General features: G+C 52.3%; 16 protein-coding genes. 10 read left to right on the top strand and 6 right to left on the bottom strand.

Features of this window, described 5'->3' with window-relative positions; translation table 11 throughout:
* Positions 1–93 precede the first annotated feature (93 nt).
* Both D0B88_RS16405 and D0B88_RS16410 read right to left on the bottom strand, forming a co-directional pair.
* Positions 94–2,343 carry a PVC-type heme-binding CxxCH protein gene (locus tag D0B88_RS16405; protein WP_225318419.1) on the bottom strand — a complete coding sequence of 750 codons (2,250 nt, stop codon included), beginning with the start codon at positions 2,341–2,343 and terminating at the stop codon, positions 94–96.
* Between the two features lie 228 nt (positions 2,344–2,571).
* Positions 2,572–3,237, bottom strand: a complete 666-nt coding sequence (locus D0B88_RS16410) for a DUF1080 domain-containing protein (protein WP_225318420.1) — start codon at positions 3,235–3,237, stop codon at positions 2,572–2,574.
* Between the two features lie 279 nt (positions 3,238–3,516).
* Here D0B88_RS16410 and D0B88_RS16415 point away from each other — a divergent pair, with 279 nt between their 5' ends.
* The 9 genes from D0B88_RS16415 to D0B88_RS16450 all read left to right on the top strand — a co-directional run bounded on the left by D0B88_RS16415 (position 3,517) and on the right by D0B88_RS16450 (position 18,794).
* Positions 3,517–5,625, top strand: coding sequence for a TonB-dependent receptor domain-containing protein (locus D0B88_RS16415; RefSeq protein ID WP_151058493.1), 2,109 nt, complete (start codon positions 3,517–3,519; stop codon positions 5,623–5,625).
* A gap of 183 nt (positions 5,626–5,808) precedes the next feature.
* Positions 5,809–8,166: a TonB-dependent receptor gene (locus D0B88_RS16420; protein ID WP_151058495.1), complete on the top strand. Its 2,358-nt coding sequence runs from the start codon at positions 5,809–5,811 to the stop codon at positions 8,164–8,166.
* 118 nt (positions 8,167–8,284) lie between these two features.
* Positions 8,285–9,616 carry a 5-methyltetrahydrofolate--homocysteine methyltransferase gene (locus D0B88_RS16425; protein ID WP_151058497.1) on the top strand — a complete coding sequence of 444 codons (1,332 nt, stop codon included), beginning with the start codon at positions 8,285–8,287 and terminating at the stop codon, positions 9,614–9,616.
* A 243-nt stretch (positions 9,617–9,859) separates the two neighbouring features.
* Complete coding sequence (locus D0B88_RS16430; protein WP_151058499.1) at positions 9,860–12,163, top strand: Orn/Lys/Arg decarboxylase N-terminal domain-containing protein; 2,304 nt, start codon at positions 9,860–9,862, stop codon at positions 12,161–12,163.
* Between the two features lie 67 nt (positions 12,164–12,230).
* The gene (locus D0B88_RS19175) at positions 12,231–12,533 is read left to right on the top strand and encodes a hypothetical protein (RefSeq protein WP_225318421.1); all 303 of its coding nucleotides are present in this window, start codon (positions 12,231–12,233) and stop codon (positions 12,531–12,533) included.
* Between the two features lie 160 nt (positions 12,534–12,693).
* Positions 12,694–12,936 carry a hypothetical protein gene (locus D0B88_RS19180; protein ID WP_225318422.1) on the top strand — a complete coding sequence of 81 codons (243 nt, stop codon included), beginning with the start codon at positions 12,694–12,696 and terminating at the stop codon, positions 12,934–12,936.
* 66 nt (positions 12,937–13,002) lie between these two features.
* On the top strand, positions 13,003–14,421 hold the full coding sequence (locus D0B88_RS16440) for an amidohydrolase family protein (protein WP_225318423.1): 1,419 nt from the start codon (positions 13,003–13,005) through the stop codon (positions 14,419–14,421).
* Between the two features lie 45 nt (positions 14,422–14,466).
* Positions 14,467–15,645 (top strand): efflux RND transporter periplasmic adaptor subunit, encoded by a 1,179-nt coding sequence (locus D0B88_RS16445; protein WP_151058503.1) that lies wholly within the window; start codon positions 14,467–14,469, stop codon positions 15,643–15,645.
* A 2-nt stretch (positions 15,646–15,647) separates the two neighbouring features.
* A complete protein-coding gene (locus D0B88_RS16450) occupies positions 15,648–18,794 on the top strand; it encodes an efflux RND transporter permease subunit (RefSeq protein WP_151058505.1) in 3,147 nt (1,048 codons plus the stop codon).
* Positions 18,795–18,863: 69 nt separating this feature from the next.
* Here D0B88_RS16450 and ggt read toward each other — a convergent pair whose 3' ends face one another.
* From ggt to D0B88_RS16465, 3 genes are all read right to left on the bottom strand, one after another.
* Positions 18,864–20,591, bottom strand: coding sequence for a gamma-glutamyltransferase (ggt, locus tag D0B88_RS16455; protein WP_225318424.1), 1,728 nt, complete (start codon positions 20,589–20,591; stop codon positions 18,864–18,866).
* A 282-nt stretch (positions 20,592–20,873) separates the two neighbouring features.
* On the bottom strand, positions 20,874–22,628 hold the full coding sequence (locus D0B88_RS16460) for an alpha-amylase family glycosyl hydrolase (RefSeq protein ID WP_151058509.1): 1,755 nt from the start codon (positions 22,626–22,628) through the stop codon (positions 20,874–20,876).
* 118 nt (positions 22,629–22,746) lie between these two features.
* Positions 22,747–24,036: a hemolysin family protein gene (locus tag D0B88_RS16465; RefSeq protein ID WP_007643785.1), complete on the bottom strand. Its 1,290-nt coding sequence runs from the start codon at positions 24,034–24,036 to the stop codon at positions 22,747–22,749.
* 149 nt (positions 24,037–24,185) lie between these two features.
* Between D0B88_RS16465 and D0B88_RS16470 the strand changes: the two genes are divergently transcribed.
* On the top strand, positions 24,186–25,031 hold the full coding sequence (locus D0B88_RS16470) for a PEP-CTERM/exosortase system-associated acyltransferase (RefSeq protein WP_050977075.1): 846 nt from the start codon (positions 24,186–24,188) through the stop codon (positions 25,029–25,031).
* Positions 25,032–25,036: 5 nt separating this feature from the next.
* On the opposite strand, the gene D0B88_RS16475 is transcribed toward D0B88_RS16470, so the two are convergent.
* The gene (locus D0B88_RS16475) at positions 25,037–26,092 is read right to left on the bottom strand and encodes an FUSC family protein (RefSeq protein ID WP_151058511.1); all 1,056 of its coding nucleotides are present in this window, start codon (positions 26,090–26,092) and stop codon (positions 25,037–25,039) included.
* Between the last annotated feature and the right edge of the window lies 1 nt (position 26,093).

The following is a 26,093-nucleotide window of genomic DNA, read 5'->3' on the forward strand; positions in this document are numbered from 1 at the left end:
TCCGGCGTTAGACCCGGCGGGATTTTTGTTTTTTTAGATCACATTCGTTTTTAACTTCCGATCTTCCCTCATCGCCTCATTCACTGACCTAACTTACTGCCCCAACTCACTAGCCGTATAGGGTTGGTTGCGGTTTGCGGTTTGTGCACGAACCTTGGCGACTTCATCAGCGCTGATTGCCTGTGCGGCATTGCCCCAGTTGTTGCGAATGTAGGTGGCTATGTCGGCAGTGTCCTGATCGCTGAAATTTGGATTAGCGCCCAAGCCCGGCATCATCATCGGTAATTGGTAATGCACACCATTTACGGTAATCGGGCCATTTAAACCGTGCAGTAATATTTTGATTAACCGCTCCGGCTCACCGGTAACCCATTCACTCTGTGCCAGTGGCGGTGCCATGCCGTCCATTCCCTGCCCTTGTTTGCCGTGGCAACCAAAACAGGCTGCGCCACCGTCAAATAACGCCTGACCACGGTAGTATTGGTTTTGCTGCTGGGTAACAAGTTTGTTGAAATTACTTTCGATAATTTTTTGTTTGCCCACCAAATCCAACAACGCAATTAATTCCTGACTGGCATCAGCGCCTAACAATGTTTTTAACGCTTGTTCGCGACCCGCGATACCACTGACTACCGCCTGATTGATCAACGGCTGATCGCCATAATTCGCCAACAGGGTTTTGATCAGCGCCAAACTGGAATCGATTTTTAATTCACCGGCGCTAAGTGCAATTTGCAGGGCGACTTCATAGTCGCTCTTGGCCAGCTCTGTCAAACGCGGGGCAAATTGTTGCTGCTCGGCTTTGGACAAATGCATTAGCAACGCGATTGCTGAAATTTGAACCTTGGGGTGAGAAGAATGCAAGCCGGCGCGGATGCTGTTGGCATTAACAGCATTTAATCCCTCCAGCGTCCAGAGTGCATTGATTTGTGCGCGGTGATCGCGGCTTTGTTGCACAAGGCGACTAATCGCCTCAGTCACACTTTTATCGTTCTGTTGGATGATCAAGCGTCTGGCGGTATCGCGATACCAACCATTGGCGTGCGCCAAATAGGGAACAAATTGCGCAGTGGTTTTACCCTCCAATTGTGGCTTGGGAGCCAAAGGGTTAGTAGCCCAACGCAGGCGATAAATGCGCCCCAGCGTGCTGTTATGTTTATGGAGTTGCCGGCTTTCTGATTGCTCACGCAAATAGCTGGTTAAATATTCTTTATGCTGGATAACACCGTGGTACATATCGAGAATATAAAGTGAACCATCGGGTGCGGTGTATAAATTTACCGGGCGGAATCGTTCATCGGTGGAGGCAAGAATTTCACCTTGCGGATAAATCTCCTCGCCGCGAAATTGCCCTTGCTCCTCGATAATACGTCTGGCCGAGATTAAATTGGCCGCTGGTTCCGGGGTAAAAGCAACGCCATAAAATTCAGCGGGAAATTGATCCCCGCGATAAACCACACTGCCGCTTGCCGCAGTGAAATTAATTAATTTGCCTTTATTTGGCCCTGTAGCAACCAGGGTCTCCGGCAGATAAGCGCGGTTCACGCCCGGGTTAATTCGCGCTGGATATATTTGGTTGCCACCAATGCTCTGCGCTTTTATTTCCTGCACCAAACCGGGGTTTTTATTCAATGAATTAGGGCGCAAATATTCGCCCTGCGCTGGCGCACTGTTCCAGGTGTGAAACAGGCGGCCATAGTCATCCATGCTCATGCCCCACTGGCCGCGATATTCAGTCGTGGCGCTCGCCATTTTCCAGTAACGGTTGCGATAAATTTCTTCCGCACCCGCAGGCAATTCACTATCGAGTGGCAATATTTTGTAACGGCGATCACTTTTGGCGTTGTAGTACCAATTGTCCAACCCAAACAACATGCCATTGGCTTTGTGCTCAACACTGCCGCCTTGGGCATAGGTTGGATCAACCACTTCACGCACGCCCAATTTATCACCTGCCAGAACTTCGGCAAAATACAATTGAGTTTGATCCGCGTAGAGAATACCGCCTTTAACCAACACAATGGTGCGCGGTAAAATCAAATCATTTAAAAATACTTTGCGCTTATCAACTTTACCGTCGCCGTTTGTATCCTCAAGGATGGCGATATTACCTTTAGGGATTTCTTCATTATTGCCATCTAAATCCGGCATAAAGGTATTCATCTCCGCCACCCACATACGCCCGTTGCCATCAAAACTCATGGCTACCGGGCTAAAAACATGGGGTTCGGCAGCAACATTTTCTATGACAAAACCAGGCTGCAACTGCATGGATTGCAATGCTTGTGGCACCGCTAAAACCGGCGCGGGAGGAATTTCATCTGCCGCAATCGGTGGCGTCATATCCTCGCCATTGCGATCACCGAGATTTCTTACCGGCGTGCTTTTTGTTGCATCAGGTTTTGTTGCTTCGTTTTTTTGGGCATCAGGCGCGGCGCTTTTTTCTGAATGTAAATTATCTGTACTGCAGCTGACTATTGATAAACCCAGCAGTGCACAAATCAACAGATGTGCGTTTGATTTTTTGAAATTTATTCTTGGTTTTTTGAAATCTATTGACGTAGACAAAATTTATTCCAGTTCAGTGATAAATACATTGCGAAAGCGAACGATGTTATTGGTGGTGCCTGTGGTTTTCAGCAATTCACTGCCGTGGTGCTGCAAGCCAATAAAACCCTGGGTGTCTTTGTTATCTTTGACGTGAGTAGTGAGCACACCGTTGAGATAAATTTTAATATCACTACCGCGGCATTCAATGCGGTACTGGTTCCACTGCAAATGGCGATAGGCATTTGCCATTTCAGTAGTCCATGCGCCCAGGTAACTTTTTTCAAAATCAGCATCGGGGAACGAGCGTGTTGCATGTACGGGATGCAACCATTCACGCCGCGCCTGATCATACAAACCGCCGCTCCACTTGCGCTCGCTCGGGTCCACTTCGGCCTGATAACCCATCGCTTGCTGACGATTGTTATCGGTTTTGATCTGACCGCGAAACATGATGCCGGAATTACTGTATTCACTCACATCCGGCATCAAGACTTCAGCCGTCAGAATAAAATTCTTATAGGTTTTTTTGGTGGTTAAAAACCAATTGTCGGTAGAGTTAAGAATCAACTCACCCGCTTTGACCTGGGCACTGCCATAGTCATAAATATTGTTAAATTGACTTAATTTATCGTCAATCAAATTAACCGGTTGGGGCTCTTGTGGCCCTGCACAGGCAGTAATAGGCATGAGTAACAAAAGGGAAATTATTGTATTTTTTAGCATGGCAAATGAGACTCAAGGGAACAATGAGAAAATCTTAGGGCGCTTTTTTAAATCGAACATAATACAAATAAGACTTAAATGACACTTGGTTTGCATAAGTTTAAATTTACTTTTGATGTAAATAGTTCCTGTTTGCTATAGTGCCGCATCTGAAAAATAATGCTTTGCGTATTTGATTGCCATAATCACTTGCCGTGAAGCACATATACCATTGCAACCCACTGTTAACCGAAGGAACTTCACATGCGTCACTCTGCTCTGCCTGCTGCACACGCAGTCAAATTTTTACCAAAACCATTGGCCATGGGTATCGCGCTGGCCTTGAGTGGCGGTGCTTTTATGTCATTGCCTGCTATTGCTGAAACCAAAGCCCTGCCGAAAGTGGTAGTGGTAGGAACGGAATTGGGCGATGCCGAGCGTCAACCCGGTTCGGTAGGGATTGTCACCGAAGAAGAATTAGAGCTGCGCCAACCCCGCTCGACCGAAGAAGCGCTCCGCTCCGTACCCGGTGTGGCGATTAAACCCGAAGAAGAAAGCGCGATTGTGGCCAATATTGGTATTCGCGGCTTAAGCTCTGCCGATTACAAAACCCTGATCCTGGAAGACGGCGTGCCCATCGCACCCGGCCTGTTTGTGGGCAATGGCCGCTACTACAACCCGCGTATCCAGCGCATGGAAACCATTGAAGTATTAAAAGGCGCTGCTTCATTGCGCTACGGCCCCAGCACCATCGGTGGCGTGATCAACTACATCACCAAACAACCGGAAGACGGCGTGCAGTTAGAAGCCCGCGCTGGCTCCTTTAATAGCCGCGAAGCGACTCTGGAAGTGGGTGGCTCCAGCCCATCACAAGAGGCCCAGTTTGGCGCGTTCATTACCCATGCCAGCAGCGATGGTTTTATGGACAAAGGCTATGACATGACCGATGTGATGATCAAAACCGGCATGGCAATAGGCGATAACCAATGGCTGGGAGTGAAAATCAGCGATTACGATAGCGAAGCTAATATTTCCTATCGCGGGGTGTTCCTGCAGCAATATAAGGATGGCGTGGACGAAAACCCGGCACCGGACGACTACTTCATCAGCGGCCGCCGTGGTGTAGATATCAACCACGAGTGGGATATCAACGCCACCACAAAACTCACCACCTTGGTATTTGGCAGCGAAACCTATCGCGATTACTGGCGTTACAACACGGACAACACCGCTTCTGCCGCTGCTGGTCAGTGGGTTTATCTGGACACACTCAACGGCAACAACCGCAGCTTTGAACGTTTTGGTGTAGATAGCCGCCTCAAGCTGCAACACCAATTGTTTGGCATCGCCAACGAAGCCGAATTTGGTGTGCGTTTGATGAATGAATCCATGGATGACGTGACTGTCGCCGCTATTCGCGCTACCCCGCGCACCGGCACCATCAACAAAGACCAGGTTGAATCTGCCGATAGCCTGGCGCTGTATGCGCAAAACCGTTTTGTGGTTACTGAACGGTTAGCGGTTACTGCTGGTCTGCGCGTGGAAAGTTACGAGCAAACCACTAAAAACAAACGCGCCGCGACCAACAACGAAGCGGACACCTCCAACACCGAAGTGCTGCCCGGTTTAGGTGCCACCTACCAAATCAACAGCGCCTTGCAAGGTTTCGCCAGTGTTTATGAGGCCTTCTCACCCGCACTGAATGGCGATGCATTGAATGGTTTGGAAGACCAGAAGTTGGATGCCGAGCGCTCAGTCAACGTTGAGGCTGGCCTGCGCGGCGCGCGCGACAAGGTGAACTACGAGTTAACCTTCTTCCGCATGGATTTCGACAACCAGATCATCCCCGCCAACTCCAACAGCCAGTTCCAACGCACCAATGGCGGTGAAACTCTGCACCAAGGTCTTGAAGCGGCACTGGGCTGGGATTTGGGTGCTGGTTTTAGCCTGAACTCAAGCGCCACCTATATCCCGGATGCAGAATTTGTCGGCGCACGCCGCGATGCCAACGGCAATATCACCACCCCCGATGGCAACCGTGTGACCTATGTTCCTGAGTGGGTAACCAACCTGAGCCTGGAATACAAAACCGGCAAACTGCGCACCGCAATCAGCTTGCACCACACCGGTGAGCAATACACCGACGTGCAAAATACCAAGCCGATCACCGAAAGCACCTCAGGTTTCTTCACCGGCCAAATCGACAGCTACACCTTGGTGGATTTGAATGCTATCTATGAATTCAGCAAAGACCTGAGCATCAGCGCCAGCGCCAAAAACCTGACCGATGAAAACTACATCGCCAGCCTGCGCCAAGGTATCTACGTGGGTACTGAACGCACTATCGATGTGGGAGTGAAGTTTAAGTTCTAACATCAGCACTGCTGCAGTAAATAAAACCAAAAAGCCACCCTCGCGGTGGCTTTTTGGTTTTATGGCTACGCACAAAAGGTTGCCTCATCAAATTGTTATAGTATAACATCACCCAAAATTTGAGAGACTCGGTATATCGCGCTGGGTTGATGGCTTTCTGATGTTGGTGAGGATGTTATGACGATGAACAAATCCCTTTTGTGGTTGGCGCTGGCGGCGGCGAGTGGTTCGGCCTTAGCGCAAGTTGAAGGTGTGGTGCGTGACCCGGCGGGGATGCCGATTGCGGGGGCGACGATTGAGGTGGTGGGTACCAAAATCCGTACTACCGCGAATGAGCGCGGTGAGTTTCAGTTGCCGCAGGTGAAGGATAAACACGTCGAGCTGCATGTGCGTGCGCCCGACTACACCCACAGAACCTTGCATGTGCATGAAGGCGATGGCCCGGTGGAGCTGGTACTCACCAGCACCACGCTGGAAATTGTGAATGTGGTGGGCCTGCCTTGGCATGCGTCCAATATGGAATCGGCCCAGCCGGTGAATGTGCTCGGCGGCGAGACGTTGCGCGAGCGTCAGGCATCTACTCTGGGTGAAACCCTGAAGCATGAAGTGGGTGTGCATTCCAGCTATTACGGCCCGGTGGCAAGCAGCCCGATTATTCGCGGCTTGGAAGGCCCACGGGTATTAGTCACCCAAAATGGTTTGGATGCGGGCGATGCCTCCCGTGTTGGCCCCGACCATGCAGTCGCGGCGGAAGCCTCTACCGCGCGCCAAATTGAAATTCTGCGCGGCCCGGCGACGTTGTTTTACGGCAGTGGCGCGATCGGCGGGGTAGTGAATGTGGTGGATGACCGCGTTCCGCAAAGCACCGATACCTTTGGTGAGTGGCGCTTGCAACAGGATTCCGTCGCCGATGACCAACTCGTCTCTGCCAGTGGTAATACCGGCATGGGCAGTATGGGTTTGCATTTGGATGGTTTCTGGCGCGAGGCGGATAACTACAAAATCCCCGGTGCTGCAGAAGTAGAAACCCACGAAGAGCATGAAGAAGAAGGCCACGACGAGCACAGCGATGATCGCCTTGCCAACTCCTGGAGCGAAGCCAAGGGTTTTAATGCTGGTGTCAGTCAGGTAATGGATGAAGGATTTGTTGGCCTGTCCTACGGTTTGTTGGATCGCCAATACGGCATTCCCGGTCATGGCCACGGTGGCGACGAAGAAGTGGACGTGTACGCCGATGTGAAACAACATCGCCTGCAGTTTTTGAGCGAGTTGAATCTGGATCACGAATTTTTTAGCGCCAGCAATACACGTTTTGGTTTTACCGATTACGAGCACAGCGAAATCGAAAACGGTGAAGTGGGAACAACCTTCCGCAATGAAACCGCTGAAGCGCGCTGGGAATTATTCCATCACCCGATTGCCGAATGGCGCGGCGCATTGAGCCTGCATTACAAACACAGCGATTTTGAAGCGATTGGTGAAGAGGCATTCACACCGCCGAGCGAAACCGGAACGCTCGCGCTCGGTTTGATGGAAGAGCGTCACTTTGGCGATGTGTTAGTGCAGCTCGGTGCACGTATCGAGCAGGTAAAAATTACGGCGGATAATTTGCAGGTTGATCTGAATGAACACGATCACGCCGATGAAGATGAGGACGCTGAAGAATACCTGCGCGTATTTTCCATCAACCAGGAAGCAACGCCTTTTAGTGCATCAGCGGGTGTGGTATGGGATTTCACTCCCGGTTACAACATCGGTGTTTCTTATACTCACGCCGAACGCACGCCCTCTGCTGCCGAATTATTATCCTTCGGCCCACATATTGGTTCCGGTTTGTACGAAGTGGGTGCGCTGTTGCAATTAGTGAATGATGAAGACGGCGAATTCCATTTTGATTTAGCGCGCTCCGATTTGGAATTGGAAACCTCTAACAATATCGATATTTCCCTGCGCAAATTTGAAGGCGATTTTGGTTTTATCCTCAACGCCTTTTACAACCGCATCGGCGATTATTATTACCTCGCCGACACCGGTTTAACCCGTGAAAGTGGTGATGCGCACGATCATGGCGCGGAAGATGAGCACGATCACAGCAGCGAATTACCGGTGTTTATTTATCAAGCGCGCGATGCCGAACTCTACGGTTTTGAAACCGAATTTGTGTGGCAATTAGCCGCGCCGTTAAAGCTCAGCCTCACTAGCGATTACATTCGCGCGCAATTAGTGGACGGCGGCGATTTACCGCGCATTCCACCGCTGCGTGTGGGCGTGCGTGCAGAATATGAGGTAGGTAACTGGCGCGCGGAATTAAGCAGCCAACATTATTTTGAGCAGGACAACATCGATTCATTTGAAACCACTACCGACGCTTACACCCTGGTGGATATGCAAGTGAGTTATGCGCTGAGTGACGGCTTAAAAATTTATGTGAAAGGTAACAACCTCACCGACGAATACGCGCGCGTCCATGCGTCATTCCTTAAAGACAAAGCTCCCCTGCCCGCACGCTCCTTTGCGCTGGGTGTGAGCGGTAGTTTTTAGCGCTCACGCTTCCTAAACCACTGGCTTGAACTCAAGCATGCCCGCTAATGCGGGCGTGACGGGACAGCTTTTACCATTAGTTTTTATTTACAGATGAATATTTAAAAGGGCAATTTAAATGATGAAAAAGAACGCCGTTTCCAGCCTAACGCTAATCATGATCGCCGCCTTGTTGGGCGGCTGTGGTGGCAGCGACACTAAAATAGTTGAGCGCGAACCCGTGCCCATCGAAGACGATCATGACCATGACGACGACCATGATCACGACGATGAGCTGACGCAAGGCCGTTTGCTGATCAGCGCAAAAGACCAAGCCAAAGTCAGCATCATCGACATTAAAGAAAAACAATTGCTGGAGGAATTTACCTTCACCGAAGCGCCCAGTGCGATTTACGCCAGCCCAAGTTATCGCTACGGTTATGTTATTCAACGCACAGCGGATTTGGTGAATGTGATTGACAGCGGCTTGTCGCAAGAAGATCACGGCGACCATAAAGACGACGTGATTGAAGCACCGATGCAAATGAGTTTTAACGCGAATGGTTCGCGCCCAACCCACTTCACCGGCAACCACACCCAATCGGTTATTTTTTACGATGGCAATGCCACCACTGCCACACCAGCGAGCGTTGCTGTGTATACCGAAAGCGATATCGCCAACAACACGGCGGGCACGCGTTTGCAATACACCACTCACATGCACGGTGCTGCACAAGGGCGCGGTGATTATTTAATTTCCACGGTGCGCGATGCCGCAACAGAAAGCACACTGCCCGATCGCGTTGCAGTTTATAAAGCAGAAGCAGGTGTATTTACTGAGCAAGAAATATTTACCGAAACCTGCCCCGGTTTGCACGGCAGCGCACAAAATGAAAATCAAATCGCCTTTGGTTGCACTGACGGTGTGTTAGTTATCACCCAAAATGGCGACAACTTTACTGCCGCAAAAATTACCAACCCCACCAGTTTTACCGGCACTACCCGCATTGGCACAGTGCTGGGCGATGAAGCGCTAGAGCAGTTTGTGGGCATAGCAGCAGGGCAATTTTTTGCACTGGATACAACGGCCGCCAGCATCACCGCCATTAACTGGTTGGACACCAGCCTTGCTACACCACCCACTGCACTGGCCTATGGTTTTGCCGATGCCGGTGAACTGTTTGTGATTTTGGACAACCAAGGCGGCCTGACCGTTATTCACACCCATGATTGGGTCGTGGTGGATCGCCTGCAAGTGATCACCAGCAACATCGCCGCCCTGCCCACGGGCAGCCGCTTTGAACTGGCAATCACACCGGGCCACCATATTTATGTGAGCGATCCAATCGCCAACCAAATTAAACAGGTGGATCTGGATTCATTAAATGTGACAGATAGCATCCAGTTGGATTTTGTACCCAACAAATTTACCTGGCTGGGTATCGCCGAACCCGAGGGTAATCACCACTAACGTGAACCACGCCTAACCCCTCAGGGGTTCACGCCTTGCAGCGGTGCCTTTTGGCACCGCTTTTTTTTGCCCACGCACAGCCACAATCCCCAGAGTTTTTCAGCCGGTTTCATTGCAGTAAGTTAATTTTCATCCACACTCAACTTTTAGAGGGCGGGCGACGTGCTGACACTGAATGTGCGATAACACCGCCGCAACACAGGAACATCATCTGAGTGCCGTTGGAATGAAAGGAGTTTGGCTATGATCGGTCGCACCAACAAAACCTTTAAACGCCATGTGCTGGTGGTTGAAGATCAGCTGGCTAATTTGGATAGCACGCGCGGCCGTGCCTTGCATGATTTGGTGAGCGAATTCCAACAGCGGCAAGTAGAGCTGGTGCAAGCGCGCTCCTATGATGACGGCCATGCAGCCATTATTTCGGATGCGGGTTTTCACTGCATTTTTGTGGATTGGACCCTGGGCGACAACGAAGCGGAGAGCCATGCTGAAGTGATGGAGCTACTGCGCACCATTCGCCAACGCAACGCCAATGTGCCCATCTTTTTAATGGCGGATCGCGCCGCTAAACAAACTCTGACCGTGGAAGCCATGGAGCTGGCCGATGAATTTGTATGGACACTGGAGGACACTGCCCCCTTTATCGTGGGCCGTGCGCTGGCTGCAGTGGATCGCTACCTGGATAACCTCTTACCGCCCTTTACCGACGCCCTGTTGCGCTACAGCCAAAAAGACGAACACTCCTGGGCAGCGCCCGGCCACCAAGGCGGCATTGCTTTTACCAAGTCAGCAGTAGGCCGGGTATTTTTTGATTTTTTTGGCGAGAATTTATTTCGCACCGATGGCGGCATAGAGCGCGGCAGCCTCGGTTCGGTGCTCGACCATACCGGCCCGGTAGAGGCATCGGAAAAATTTGCCGCACGGGTATTTGGTGCCCATGAATCCTACGCGGTACTCAATGGCACCTCCGGCTCCAATCGCGCCATTTTTATGGCCTGCGTCGGTGAAAACCAGTTTGCCCTGTGCGATCGCAATTGCCACAAATCTATTGAGCAGGGGCTGGTATTGTCAGGCGGTATTCCGGTGTATTTCACCCCCACCCGCAATCGCTACGGCATCATTGGGCCAATCCCGGCCGATAGGTTCAACCCCCATGCCGTAGCCCAAGCGATTCAGCAGCACCCGCTGCACGCGCAGGCCAGCAGCGACAAACCCGTCTACGCCGTAGTCACCAACTGTACCTACGACGGCATGTGCCTGGATGCCGCTCGCGCCGAGGCGGTGCTCGCGCAGTCGGTAGACCGTATTCATTTTGATGAAGCCTGGTATGGCTATGCGCGCTTCAACCCTATGTACGAAGGCCGCTATGCCATGCGTGGCGACCCGCGCGACCACACCGAACCGGCGCCCACTGTTTTTGCCACCCACTCCACTCACAAGCTGCTCGCGGCGCTGTCGCAATCCTCCTATATTCATGTGCGCAATGGCCGCAACCCTATCGAACACAGCCGTTTTAATGAATCGTTTGTGATTCAGGCGACAACATCGCCGCTCTATACGCTGTTTGCCTCTAATGAAATTGGCGCCGCGATGATGGAGGGCAGCAGCGGCTATAGCCTGACGCAGGATGTAATTCGCGAAGCAGTGGATTTCCGTCAGGCGCTGGCACGGGCGCACCGGGAGTTTGCGCAAAAAGGCGATTGGTTTTTTCAGCCCTGGAACTCACCGGAAATTCGCGACGCACAAAGCGGAAAATGGGTTGCTTTTGCCGATGCCGACCCGGAACAACTGGCCACTGACCCAAGCTGCTGGGTACTGGAACCAGGCGCGGCCTGGCACGGTTTTGGCGGTCTGGAAAAACACTGGTGCCTACTCGACCCGATGAAAGCCGGCATTATGGTGCCGGGCATGGGGCTGGATGGGCAGATGGAAGCGGTGGGCATTCCCGCCCCCGTGTTAAGCGCGTTTCTTTATCGCAACAATATTATTCCCTCGCGCACCACCGATTTTATGGTGCTCTGCCTGTTCAGCATCGGCATTACCAAAGGCAAGTGGGGCACCTTGATCAACGTGCTGCTCGCCTTCAAACGCCACTACGACAACAACACTCTGCTGGAGCAGGTATTACCAGACTTGGTGGATTTAGCCCCCGCCCGCTACCGCGCCATGGGTTTACAAGACTTGGCCACCGAAATGTTCAACTACATGCGCACCAGCCACATGGATGCATTACAGGCCGAAGCATTTAGCAACTTGCCACAAATTGCCTGCACGCCGCGCAAAGCGTTTCAACAACTGCAAGCGGGTGCGGCGGAGTTACTGCCGCTGGTACAAACGGCCAACCGCGTTACCGGTGTGGGCATCATGCCCTATCCACCGGGTATTCCCATTGTCATGCCCGGTGAAAACCTCGGCCCACTCGACGGCCCTTGGCTGAGTTACATCACCGCCCTGCAGGATTGGAGCAAACGCTTTCCGGGCTTTGAAAAAGAAGTTGAAGGCGCAGTACACAAAGACGACGGCTATCATTTTTGGTGTTTGAAATAAAACGTTCAATAGATGCTCGCCATACTGGGTGAGTACCGAAATATCCCCCTAACAAGAGACGGAGTTTATGCTGAAAACAAGACCCACACTTTCATTTATCCAGTCACCTACCGAACCTCGCCGCACCACTTACCTGCGGCGCACAACCCTCGCCCGGCTGATGGGGGCAGTGCTACTGGGGTGCATTGCCCTGCCCGCGGCCGCGAGTAACTTCGGCTTTATGAAAAACACCCTGCCCAGCCAATTGTCTGACAGCGACATGCAGCAATTGAAAGTGGAAATTAGTACCGTACTGGAGCAAACGCCCGACAAAAAAAATCACCCAATGGCAAGCACCGCAATCCAAACTCAGCGTAAAAATCCTGCCTAAACTCAGTTACACCGAAGCGGGAATTCCCTGTCGTCGCACGCTGTTAAATTTCTCTTCTGCGCCCAAAAACACTGAAACCTATGGCTTCACCATTTGCAAAAATGCACAAGGTCAATGGCAGATTAGCCAATCGCGCCTGCAAACCCTGGGCAACGAGGATTTGGCCCTGATCGAAACTCACGCCCTGCAAGCGCTGAATGACAATAACATCGGCACCCCTATCACCTGGTTTAACCCCAATTCCAAAATCAACGGCACAGTGGTGCTGGTGAGTGCAGCGCAAAAAAATCAACAGCCCTGTAAAACCCTCGCCATCAGTTTATTTGATGCCGAAGGTGTATCGCTCGAAGGGCAGTATTTGTTGTGCAACGGCGCAGAGGGTTGGAAGCGCGCCAGTTTCTAAGATTGTTAAGCGTTGCGTTTTTATCAAAATCTATCGATCAATATTGTGCTTAGTCCTATGGAGAAAATGGCAATGATTGTTCGCAACAGCTACACCAAAACCGACATTAAAACCAAAATCGATTTCATTTTTTTAAAAGGTTTGAGCCTGGCGATACCGTTAATAATTAGCAGTGTTTTTTTCACTGGTTCTGCCGCCGCACAAACTCCGTCACCAACCACCGTGTTATTTGAAAATGTGAAAGTGTTCGACGGCAAAAGCAGCAAACTTTCTGCACCCACCAATGTATTGGTCCGCGGCAATAAAATAGAAAGTATTTCTGCTACACCTATCCCCGTAAATAAACGTGCAGACACGCTGATTATTAATGGCGAGGGGCGCACCCTCATGCCGGGGTTAATTGATGCGCACTTTCACATGATGATGACAGCAACACCCCTGCAGGTGGCGCTAAACGGTGAGCCGGGGTATTTGAATTTAATTGCTGCGCGCGAAGCAAAAAAAACATTGCTGCGTGGTTTTACCAGTGTGCGCGATTTGGCCGGGCCAGTGTTCAGCATCAAACGGGCGATAGATGAAAGTTTGATTGAAGGGCCGCGCATTTGGCCTTCGGGGGCGATGATTTCGCAAACCAGTGGCCACGCGGATTATCGCAGCCTGAATGAATTACCGCGCACCGCCAACAGCCATTTACATCATTCAGAAGTCACCGGTGGTGCCGCGATTGCCGATGGCGCCGACGAAGTTTTACGCCGCACCCGCGAACAATTAATGCTCGGCGCATCGCAAATAAAATTAGCGGCAGGCGGTGGTGTTTCCTCCAATTACGACCCACTGGATGTTGCGCAATATACCGAAGCGGAATTTCGCGCAGCGGTGGATGCTGCAGAAAATTGGGGTACATATGTCACCGTGCATGCCTACACACCGCGCGCTATTCAAACTGCCATTAATGCGGGCGTAAAAGTGATAGACCACGCGCAATTAATTGATGAAGCCACCGCAAAACTCGCGGCAAAAAAAGGCGTGTGGCTCAGCTTACAACCCTTTCTGGATGATGAAGATGCCAACCCGCAACCAGAAGGTTCCGCCAATCGGGCGAAACAATTGCAAGTCACCCAGGGTACCGACACTGCATTTGCCTTGGCAAAAAAATACAACATCAAGGTCGCTTGGGGCACCGACAGTTTATTCGACGCCAAACTCACCGCACGCCAGGGTGCGCAGCTCGCCAAAATGATCCGCTGGTACACACCCGCCGAGGTATTAATGATGGCCACCAGTGGCAATGCCGAACTGCTGGCGCTCTCCGGCCCACGCAACCCCTACCCCGGTAAATTAGGGGTAATCGAACCGGGAGCATTGGCAGACCTGTTACTGGTTGATGGCGACCCGCTGGCCGATATCAATTTGGTGGCAGACCCGGAGAAAAATTTTCTGGTGATTATGAAAGACGGAAAAATTGCGAAACAAATAATGCGCTAATCCCTAGCCAGAACTATCGCCCACCACCTCAAAAGGATCGCCGCCATGCAGACCCGTGCTCTTATTGCTGCCGTGTTTTGTTTAGCTTTAGTTGGTTGTGACAAACCCGCTCCGGCGGGCCCAAGCCCGGTGCAAGTCAGTGCTCAACAACCGGAGCGACGTGCGATAGAAATTGAGCGGGATTTTATCGGCGAGGTAGCGGCCGTTGAGGAGGCGGAAATTCGCTCCAAAGTGAATGGCCGTGTGCTTTCGGTAGAGTTTGAGGAAGGCAGTTTGGTGCAGCAGGGGCAGCCGCTGTTTCGTATCGACAGCGACAGTTTACTCGCGGCCCTGAACGAGGCCAAAGCCAATGTGAGCAAGGCGCAAGCCGACCAAACCAAGGTGCTGGCCGATCAAACGCGCTATAAAACCCTGGTGGAGAAAGGCACTATTTCCCGCCAGGCTTACGACGACATTATCAACAAAGTCGCGCAAGCCAAAGCCGCACTGGACGCAGCGCAGGCACAATTAAATCAGGCACAAACCATGATGCAGGAGTCCGCGATTGTGTCGCCCTACAATGGTCGCATCGGGCGGGCACAAGTCAAAATTGGCGAATTGGTGACGGCCAACCAAACGCTGATGGCGACGGTATCCACCACCGAAAGTGTGCGCGTGGATTTCGCCCTGAGCGAGCGCGATTATCTGCAACTGGTGCGCCCGATTCTGGAATCCAACCAACCCCGCCCGCTGCTTCCGGTCAAACTTCTTTTGGCCGACGGCAGCCTCTACCCCGAGAGCGGTTTAATCACCTTTTCTGACCGCACCATCTCCAGCGATACCGGCACTTTTGCCGTGGCCGCCACCTTCCCCAACCCGCAGGAAGTATTACGCCCGGGCATGTTTGGGCGCATTCGCGCCGTGGTAAAACAAATTGATGACGCCCTGTTAATTCCCAACCGCGCCGTGCAGGAAGTGCTGGATAGAAATTTTATTAGCCTGGTGGATAGCAGCGGCACGGTAGAACAGCGGGAAGTCAAACTGGGTGCCCAGGCCAATGGTTTTGTGCAAATCATCAGTGGCCTGAGTGAAGGTGAACAGGTGATTGTGGATGGTCACCATAAAGCGCGCCCCGGCATGCAGGTTAAGGCCATCGCCATCGATAGCGCAGCTGTTATTGAGAGCCACACTGTTATTGAGAGCGCCGGCCCCGACGCTGCAGTCAACGCTGCACAGGGGGATTAACCATGGCGCACTTTTTTATTGATCGCCCCGTGTTTGCAATTGTGCTGTCGCTGTTTATTTCACTCTGCGGCGCATTGGCGCTGATTGTGTTGCCCATTGCCCAATACCCGCAAATCACCTTGCCCACCATCAACGTCAGTACCGCTTATGTGGGCGCCAATGCCGAGGTAGTGCAGGAAAGTGTGGCGCAGGTGATTGAGGATAAGGTCAACGGTGTGGAGGGCATGCTGTATATGGATTCGCAATCCAACGGCAGTGGGCTCTATTCACTCAACGTCACTTTTGGGCTGGAACGCAACGCCGATATGGCCGCGGTACTCACCCAAAACCGTGCCGCTACCGCCAACCCGAGTTTGCCCGGCGAAGTGACTCAAGCGGGCGTCACCATTCGCAAACAGACACCCGATGTACTCATGTACTACGCCCTGCATTCCCCCAAGGGCAGTTACGACCAGTTGTTCCTGAAAAACTACGGCAGCATCTACATTACCGATGTGCTCAAACGTATTCCCGGTGTAGGTAACGTGAATGAATACGGCGCCGATTTTGGCATGCGTATTTGGCTCGAGCCCACTCAAATGGCCAAACACGGGGTGACCGCCAACGATGTAAGCCAAGCCCTGCGCGAACAAAATACCCAGGTGCCAGCCGGAACCTTTGGCCAATACCCGGCGCCCGCCACCCAAAGTTCACAATACTCAGCGCTGGTACAAGGGCGATTGGTGCAACCAGAAGAATTCTGTGCGGTGATCCTGAAAAGCAACAGCAAAGGCGATTTTGTGCGCTTGGGCGATGTCGCCCGCTGTGAATTAACCGCAAAAGATTTCCTCTACTTCGGCTCCTTCAAAGGCAATCCGGCCGCTATTTACGCCATCAACCTCACACCGGATGCCAATGCACTGGACGTTGCCGAGCAAATCCGCGCGGAACTGGCCCGCGTGCAAGGCGATTTCCCGCCCGATCTGGCGCTGGATATAGTCACCGACAACACCATTTTTGTGACTGAATCCATGCGCGAGGTACTCAAAACCTTTGTGGAGGCCATGCTATTGGTGCTGGTGGTCGTCACGTTATTTTTGCAAAGCTGGCGCGCCACGCTGATTCCCATGCTCGCCGTACCGGTGAGCCTGATTGGTACTCTGGCGGTATTTGTGGCCTTGGGTTTTTCCATCAATACCCTCACCCTGTTTGCGCTGGTATTGGCGATAGGCATAGTGGTGGACGATGCCATCGTCGTGGTGGAAGCGGTTGAACATCACATGGAACACAATCGCTTAACCGCACGGGACGCTACTGTCCGCGCCATGCGCGAAGTCTCGGGACCGGTGATTGCCATCGCCCTGGTGCTCTGTGCGGTGTTTGTGCCGGTGGCACTGTTGGGGGGAATATCGGGTGTGATGTTTCGCCAGTTTGGTTTGACGGTCGCGGTCGCGGTGTTGATCTCGGCGCTGGTCGCCCTGACCCTCACCCCCGCCCTGTGCGCCATGCTGTTACGCCACAAAGACCCCAAAGATAACAGCCTGATCCAACGCTTTTTTGCCGGATTCAACCGCCAGTTTGACGCCATCACCACCCGCTATGGGCGCGGTGTAGCGCTGGGTATTCGCCGCAGTACCCTCGCATTGCTGCTACTGGTTGGGCTGGTGATCGCCACCGGCGGGTTATTCAAACAAGTGCCCACCACCTTTGTGCCGGATGAAGATCAGGGTTACTTTTTAGCCGCTGTCACCCTGCCGGAAGCGGCCACCTTGGCGCGCACGCAAGAAACCATGCGCCGGGTGGAAGCCCTGGCACTGCAAATTCCGGGGGTGGATAAAACCATTGGCGTCAGTGGTGTGAACCTGTTGGTCGGGGCGCCGCAATCCAACGCGGGGTTATTGGTGATCCGGCTTAAGGATTGGTCAGAGCGCACCACGGCGGAGACCTCACTGCGCGCGATTATCGGCAGTTTCTACGCCCAGGCGCAGGCGATTACCGAGGCACAGGTACTGCCGTTTAACCCACCGGCCATTCCCGGGCTATCAGCCACCGGCGGCTTTAGCATGATGCTGCAGGATAAATCCGGTAAAGGTGCCAAAGCGCTGGAAGAGGTCGCCAATAATTTTGTGGCAGCGGCGCAACAGCGGCCGGAAATTGGCTCGGTATTCTCCAAACTGCAAACCTCCACCCCGGCCATTCGTATTCATGTGGATCGCGAAAAAGCAAAAAAACTGGGCGTTCCGCTCTCGGAAGTGTTCTCCACCCTGCAGGCCATGCTCGGCGGTTTACAGGTGAACGACTTCTCGCAGTTTGGTCGCACCTATAAGGTCACCTTGCAAGCCGACAGCGCCTTTCGCGACAACACCGAAGCACTGGGGTTGCTATTTGTGCGCAGCAACCAAGGCCATATGGTGCCGCTCTCCACGCTGGTGAGCACCGAAAAAACCGGCACGCCGTTTGTGCTGAAACGCTTTAACGGTTACACCGCCGCCGAGATTGGCGGGAAGCCAGCTACAGGTTTCAGCTCTGGAGAAACCCTGGCAGCACTGGCCGCCGTAGCGGCGGAAACCCTACCCGAGGGCTATGGTTTTGAATGGGCGGGGCTGTCGCGGCAAGAGCAGGAAAGTGCGGGGCAAACCGCACCTATTTTGGCCCTGGCGCTGGTGGTGGTATTTCTGTTCCTCGCGGCACTCTATGAGAGCTGGGCGATTCCCTTTGCAGTGCTCTTGTCCCTACCCTTCGGAATTTTTGGTGCCATGTTTACCCTGTGGATTACCGGCGCGCCGGGGTCGGTTTACACCCAAATCGGTTTGGTATTGGTGATTGGCCTCGCCGCCAAGAACGCCATTTTGATTGTGGAGTTTGCCAAAATGAAATACGAACAAGGCCAAGCCCTGCGTGATGCGGCACTGGAAGCAGCACTGCTGCGCCTGCGTCCAATACTTATGACCTCCTTCGCATTTATCCTCGGGGTAGTGCCTTTGGTTCTGGCCTCCGGTGCCGGTGCTGGCGCGCGGGTAACATTGGGGTTAACAGTATTTGGTGGGATGTTGGTTGCGACCCTGCTGGCGATTTTTATGGTGCCCCTGCTCTACTGCCTGGTGCAGGGACTGGCAGAAAAAATCAGCGGAAAACCGAGGTTAGCTAAATCCGCGACAGCGGAGCATTAAAGAATAAGCGCGCCGCGCAGATGAAAAAATCCGCGCGGCGCACATGAATCGCTGAAAACCTTTTAGAAATTATCGCCCGCTGTTTTGTTCAATCACCCGCGGTTCGGCCACGGGAATTAATTTGCCATCGCGCAATTCAATCGCCTGTGAAGCACCCATGCGCGACCAGACTTTCAGGTTGTGGCCTTTTTCCTGCAACGCTTCCTGTACCGGTTGCGGCATGCGCGCTTCCACAAATAATTGATTCGGGTTCCACTGCTGGTGAATACGTGGCTGTGCCATGGCTTCCGCCAGTGGCATATTGTCCTGCAGGCGATACAGCAGCGTTTGCACTACTTGCGAGATAATCGTGGGCCCACCCGCCGCGCCGAGCGTCATCACCGGTTGGTCGCCTTTAAATACCAGCGTCGGGCTCATGCTGGACAATGGGCGTTTTTTTGCAGCAACTGCGTTCGCATCTGACCCCACCAAACCAAACGCATTGGCTGCACCCACCTGCGCAGAAAAATCATCCATTTGGTTGTTGAGCACCACACCGGTACCGGGAATAACGACCTTGCTACCAAAACTGGTGTTTACCGTTGAGGTAATGGCAACCCAATTGCCGTGCAAATCCGCCGCCGCAATATGGGTGGTGTGTTTGTTCATCAGGTGCTGGATATCCACTTCAGGATTGCCGTGGGTAATCGCGGCCGTGGTTTTTTCCAAACTGATTTTTTGGGCAATGCTGCGCGCGTAATTTTTATCGGTAAGGCCGCGCGGCACACGGGTGAAATCCGCATCGCCCAACCAATGGGCGCGATCGGCAAAGGCAAATTTCATCGCCTCGGCAATCAGGTGATAACGCTCGCTGGTGGTGGTTTTTTCCAAATCAAATTGTTCAAGAATATTCAGGATTTGCGCCACATGGGTGCCGCCGGAACTGGGTAGCGGAAAACCATAAAGGGTGTAACCGGCAAATTCGGAAACGATTGGTTTGCGCATTTTGATTTGGTAATTGGAAAAATCTTTGCGGGTGATCAAACCACCATTTTGCTGCATCCAGCGCTCGGTTTTGCGCGCAAAATCGCCCTGATAAAAATAGGCTGACCCTTGTTTCGCAATAGAGCGATAAGTATCTGCCAAATCTTTCTGACGCAGCTCACTGCCAGCCACCCAAGGCTGTTGTTTAGCGTCCAGATAAATCGCGGCGCTGGCAGGGAATTTCGCCAAATTAGGTGCGGTTGCCGCCAATCGCTCCGCAAGGCTATGGGACACCACAAACCCCTCATCCGCCAATTCGGCGGAGGGCAAAATTAAATCCCGCCAGCGCAACGCAGCACCCAATTGCCGCAACTTATCCAGCGCCAATACCGAACCGGGAACTCCCACTGCCAACGCACCGGTGCGGCTCAACTCCGCATCGGCCTTGCCATCCATCAAAAACATATCGCGTGTTGCCGCCGCTGGCGCCATCTCACGCCCATCAATCGCAAGCACCCGCCCATCGGCCAAACGCACCAGAATAAAACAGCCACCACCAATGCCCGAGTTATGGCCATCCACCACACCCAGTGCAAAGGTTGCTGCAATCGCCGCATCCAACGCATTACCACCGCGCGCCACCGTATCCATCGCAATCTGCGTGGCATAGGGGTTCACCGTCGCCACCGCCACCTTGCCGTCAGCACTGACGCGGGCGTAGTCATTTTCCGTAGAGTGTGATGGTAATTTTGTTTCAGCGGTACTTGCGGCTGCCGCAGAGGCGTAAATCAGACAACTCAGGGCAGCAAAGGTAAATAGCCAGTTCTTCATCATTATTTCCTGGGCAATAACAAACAATCAGAGGTGAAAAGCCGACCCAGCATACAAGCATGCCAACAACGACGGCAAATAAGAAAAGTTAATACCAAGAAATACCGCGCAATAAACAACGGTAACGCGTAGAAGTGAGGCAGGAAAGAAAAATATAAGGTAGGCGAAATAACTCGGTCTAAACAACTGGATCTAAACCATTCAATCTAAACAATTCAACCTAAACAACGCAGCCTAAACAACAAGCGCAGAATTTTTTTTATGAATTCTGCGCCCGAGAAAAAATTAAAAAATCAACGCCTCCGCCGGTTGTAAGGTAATGCGTTCAGTCAGGTTGATTTCTTTACCGCTGAGTTTTTCGGTGCGTGCACCTTGCAGTGCGTTGGGGATTTGTACTTCGGCGGCTGTGCTTGAATTTAAATTAATCACTACCCACAGGCTGCCGGTCTCGCCAATTTTTTCTACCAGCCAAACATCCTGATTATCCACCGGGTAATAACGGATTTCGTCCGGTTGTTTGAGGGTTGGGTTGTTGTTGCGCACGGCGATTAAACGTTTGTAGTGATTGAGCAGGGAATTTGCGTCGGCACTTTGCGCCGCGACTGATAAGCCTTTGCCTTGCAGCCCTTGCCAATAATTGGCAAACCAGCCTTCGTGGTTTTGCACCCAGGGGAACCACTTGCCTTGATCCAACCAAAAATTGGCGGTGCTATTAAAACCGGCGGAGGGCTCGTCGTTCCATTGCATAATCGCGCGGCGGTATTGATCATCGCCGGTTTTGTATTGCGACATACCAATTTCTTCGCCGTAATACAGGTACAAAGTGCCAGGAGTTGTCATTAATAAACTCGCGGCAATTTTTGCTTTGTTCATATCGCCGTTGAGCGACAACATGATGCGGTTTTGATCGTGATTGGTGAGGAAGGGTGAAAAATAATTCATCGGTGCGGCCGCTTTGCGCGCTTGCAAATTGGCCCACAGGTTTTCGCGATTTTGTTGCATTGTATTGTTGCCGAGGGTGCCGAAATCTGCGCTTTGTTTAACCGCGGGGTTGAGGATATCAACCACCATGGTGCCAAAATCAAAATCAAAAGCGGAGTCCAAACCTTTGCCGTTATCGCGGTATTTGCCGATGGTATTTAGATCCGCCCAAGCTTCGGCGACTAACATGGCATCCGGTTTTATGGATTTCACGTGTTGGGTAAAAATAGTCCAGTAGTCGATTGTGCCTTGGGTATCCGCTTGTAATGGATAACCGCCCTCTTCCACCGCATAACGCACTGCATCCAAACGGAAACCATCCACACCTTTTTCTAACCAGAAAGTGGCGAGTTTATTTAATTCATCGATCACGACTTGTTTGGTGAGATTTAAATCCGGCTGGCTGCCACCGAAGGCGCCGTAATAATAGGCTTTGCGTGTTTCATTCCAATGCCATACCGCCGCAGGGTTGGATTCGCTCGACCAGGGCTGGCCCCAACCGCTTTCGGGGCGGTCGTCGCGCCAAATAAAATAATCCTCGTAACCCGCTTCTTTATTGGCAGATTTAATAAACCAATCGTGTTTATCGGAGATGTGATTGAGCACTAAATCCAGAATCACTTTGATGTCGCGCTTGTGGGCTTCGGCGATAAAGTTTTCAAACTCTGCCATGGTGCCGTAGTCGGATTCGACGTTGTAAAAATCCTGAAAGTCGTAACCGTGATAAGAAGGCGCTTCAAACACCGGCGTCAGCCAAATACCGTTCACCCCCAACCCTTTCAGGTAATCCAGCTTGCTGGTCATGCCGTTGAAATCACCGCTGCCATCGCCGTCGGCGTCCTGAAAAGAGCGCGGCCAGATCTCGTAAATAATGGCGTTATGCCACCAGGCATTGGCATCTTCATTAATCACAAGGGATTGATAAGCCGCACTGCTGGCATTTGCACTGGTGGGCGTTTGGTTGAGAAGTTGGTTTTGATTGGGGGGAGTGGAAGTACCGGATTCGGAACAACCAGCGAGCAGGCTCGCAGCAATAAACAGGGAAAGCAGGCGTTTCATGAAGTGGGCTCCATTGGGTATTAGCATTATGAGAATGAACTTTGTGAGTAAAGCCCATTCATAACACCAGTGCCAAGCCCTGCTTTGCCCCTGCGCCCATGAATACGTATGCGTCAGCTTAATTATCGTCTTCCTGATCGATTTTACAGGCGAGCACCTTGTCGATGCGGCGGCCATCCATATCCACAATTTCCAGCTGCCAGCCTTGCAATTGGGCTTTGTCGCCCGTAGCGGGCATGCGCCCAATCAGCAACATCATCAGCCCGTTAAGGGTTTGGTAATCACCCTCGTCCGGCAGTTCGGCAAGCTCAAGGCAGTCTTTAATATCCAGCACTGGCAGCATGCCATCGAGCAGGAAGGAGCCGTCATCGCGGCGAATAATAAACGCATCCTGATCATCTTCACTGATAAATTCACCGGTGAGTGCTTCCAGCAAATCCTGCAAGGTGACTATGCCTTTCATATCGCCATATTCATCCACGACAAACACCATTTGGCTGCGCGAGGAACGGAAGAACTCCAATAACTCCATCGCCGTGAGCGATTCCGGCACTACCTGGCAGGGTTGCGCCATAGTCGCCAAATCCACTTGATTGCCGCGAATGGCTTCAGCCAATAACTCTTTGGCGTTGATGATGCCAATCACATTGTCATTTTGTTTGGTGCACACCGGAAACCGCGTATGGGGCGATTGCATAACACGCGCATAGTTGTCCTCCAGCGACAAAGCAGTATCCAGATAGATGACATCCGCGCGCGGCACCATCAGTGACACAATGCTGCGCGCTTCAAGACGCAGTACATTTTTCACCATGGTGTGCTCTTGCTCCTCCAATATGCCCGAGCTTGAGCCCTCATCCAGCATCGCGTGAATATCCTCTTCAGTAACCTGATGCCCCTGCATTTGGTGAAAACCCATAATGCGCATTAAATAACGGGTGGACATAGAAAGCAGCGCGACAAAGGGTTTGGTGAGGATCGCCAATAACTGCATGGGTCTTGCCATCACGCAGGCGATGCGCTCGGCACTGAGTTGACCGATACGCTTGGGCACTAACTCGCCCACCACAATGGATAAATAAGTGACCACCACTACCACCAAAATGGTGGCGAAATTATCGCTAATATTGGTGGGCACACCGAGGGTTTGCAGCCACAGGGCAAAGGGTTCGGCGAATACAGACTCCCCAAAAATACCGTTCATGATACCGATAGAGGTAATACCGATCTGGACAGTGGAGAGGAACTGGGTGGGCTCTTCCGCGAGTTTTAATGCAGCCGCCGCCGATTGGCTGCCCTTAGCCGCCAGAGCAGTAAGGCGGGACTTTTTTGCCGTCACTATGGCAATTTCCGACATGGCAAATACGCCGTTAAGCACAATAAGACCCAGCAGTACAAAAAATTCCATAAATGCCTACTAAAATATTCATAAATAGTGGAGCCTTTGGCGCCACTCTGTTACAAGAGCGGGCGAGTATAGCACTCATCAATTTAATCGATGCAGTGCTACGCTGTAGCCATTTCCCGTTGATTCACTATTCCCGTGCCAAGGATTTTATGAAGACGCAAGCATTGCCCAGCCAGCCGTTAGAGCCGCAAGCTACCCCTACAGACACAAGTGCACCAATCACCAATAAAAACCCCGCCGGAGCGATTGACCGCGAAGATGCCATGGCAATTGCCAAGCACTTCTCGCAGTACCTAACGCCACAATTGGCGCTGAGCGAGACCCTGAAGCACGAGGTTTATCAATTGCGCCACAAAGTCTATTGCGAAGAGTTGCATTTCGAGGACACCAAACCCGAACAAATCGAGCAGGATGAATTTGACCAGCGCTCGGTTCACTGCGCCATTCGCCATATCAAAAGCGAACAACTGGCAGGTACAGTGCGTGTCATCACCACCAAAAGCAGCGATGATTTACTGCCACTGCAAAAATACTGTGCACAGGCTGTAACCCACGAAAGCCTTGCCCCCCACAACTTTTTACCTCATCAAATTTGTGAGTTGTCGCGCCTGGCCGTGCCCGCGCTGTTTCGCAAACGCCAATCCGACCAGCAGGAAGGTGCAGCGACCGGGGTAATCAATGAAGAGACTTTCTCCGCCCACGAAATGCGCGCGTTTCCCTACATTGCGGTGAGCCTGTACTTATCTGCCATGGCGCTGTGTCACAAAACCCGCCGGGTGCATATTTATTTGATGATGGAGCCGCGCCTGGCGCGCAGCCTCAAATTTGTAGGGATTCACTGCACCCAGCTGGGGCCGGTGGTGGAATATCACGGTCAGCGTGCCGCCTATTATGTGGATGTACGCGAAGCGCGCCGCACACTAAACCCCGGCTACCGTAAACTGCTCAGTTTTATCGAAGCCGAGCTGTTTAATCACACACTGGTTAACACCTGAATATTTTAGGAAGAACAGCGACACAACCGTATCAACCAGCGCTCCATCCGCTCAAATGCGGTTGGGTGATATACCACCCAACCGCCAATCAGCCCCAGCAAACTACCCAAGACAATATCCAACAAGCGCGCCCGCAATAGCACCTCAGGCACCCAATTCACAGCAGTCGCCTCTGCAAAGAGTACGGTCAACGGCGTGATAAAAATCACCGCGAGGCCGTAATTGCGCATCACTAAAAACTCCACAACAAAGGTCAACAGCATTATTAAGAGTGCAATAGCTACAGGGGTAAGTGGCAGCGTGAATAACAGTGCAGCCAAAACCAGCCCGAGCGCCGTTCCAAACACCCGATGCAGCTTGCGCTGCACCACCATGCGGAAACTGGCACCCTGCATAACTGCAGCACAGGAAATAGGTACCCAATAGGGGTTATCCAGCGACAAGGCAATTGCAATCACATACGAAGTGGCGACAAAAAAGGCGATGACACCCGCTTCCAGTATCAGCGCAAAAGGGCGCACCACAGTGGCTGCAGCGGGAGCCTCCTGCGGCGGATAAGCGCGCGGAAGAAGGCTGTAAAGCAACGCCAAAAAGCAGGAAAACCCCGCACCGGCAGCGACCAACCCCGCGCGCAGAGGCAACTGGGCAACCCCTAAGGGTTGAATAATGCCAATCACCGTCACCAGGATAAAAAAGAAACTACCCGGCGGTGCTACAGCGTAAAACCGGGTGATAAGTGTGGCGCCAAACACCGCCACAAAAAGCGCCGCTGTCCCCGTATAAACGCTAAAACTGGCACCGAGCCCCAAGGCAAAACAGGCAACTAATCCCAGAGAACACCAAAATAAGCGACGCATGCGTTGCAACAATGGCAGCGGTTGGATATACAAAAACACCATGGCCCCCATCGCCGCCAAAATAGCCAGATCCACGCGCCCAAGCAGTGCCCCAACCAGCGCAGGAACACCCGCCCCCAGCGCGACCATAAACGGAATATGCCAAGGGCGATTGGCGGTTTTTATCTGGATCAAGGTTTGCAGCTGGGAGGGGAAACCGGGCACA

The organism is Cellvibrio sp. KY-YJ-3, from assembly GCF_008806955.1.
Lineage (GTDB): Bacteria > Pseudomonadota > Gammaproteobacteria > Pseudomonadales > Cellvibrionaceae > Cellvibrio.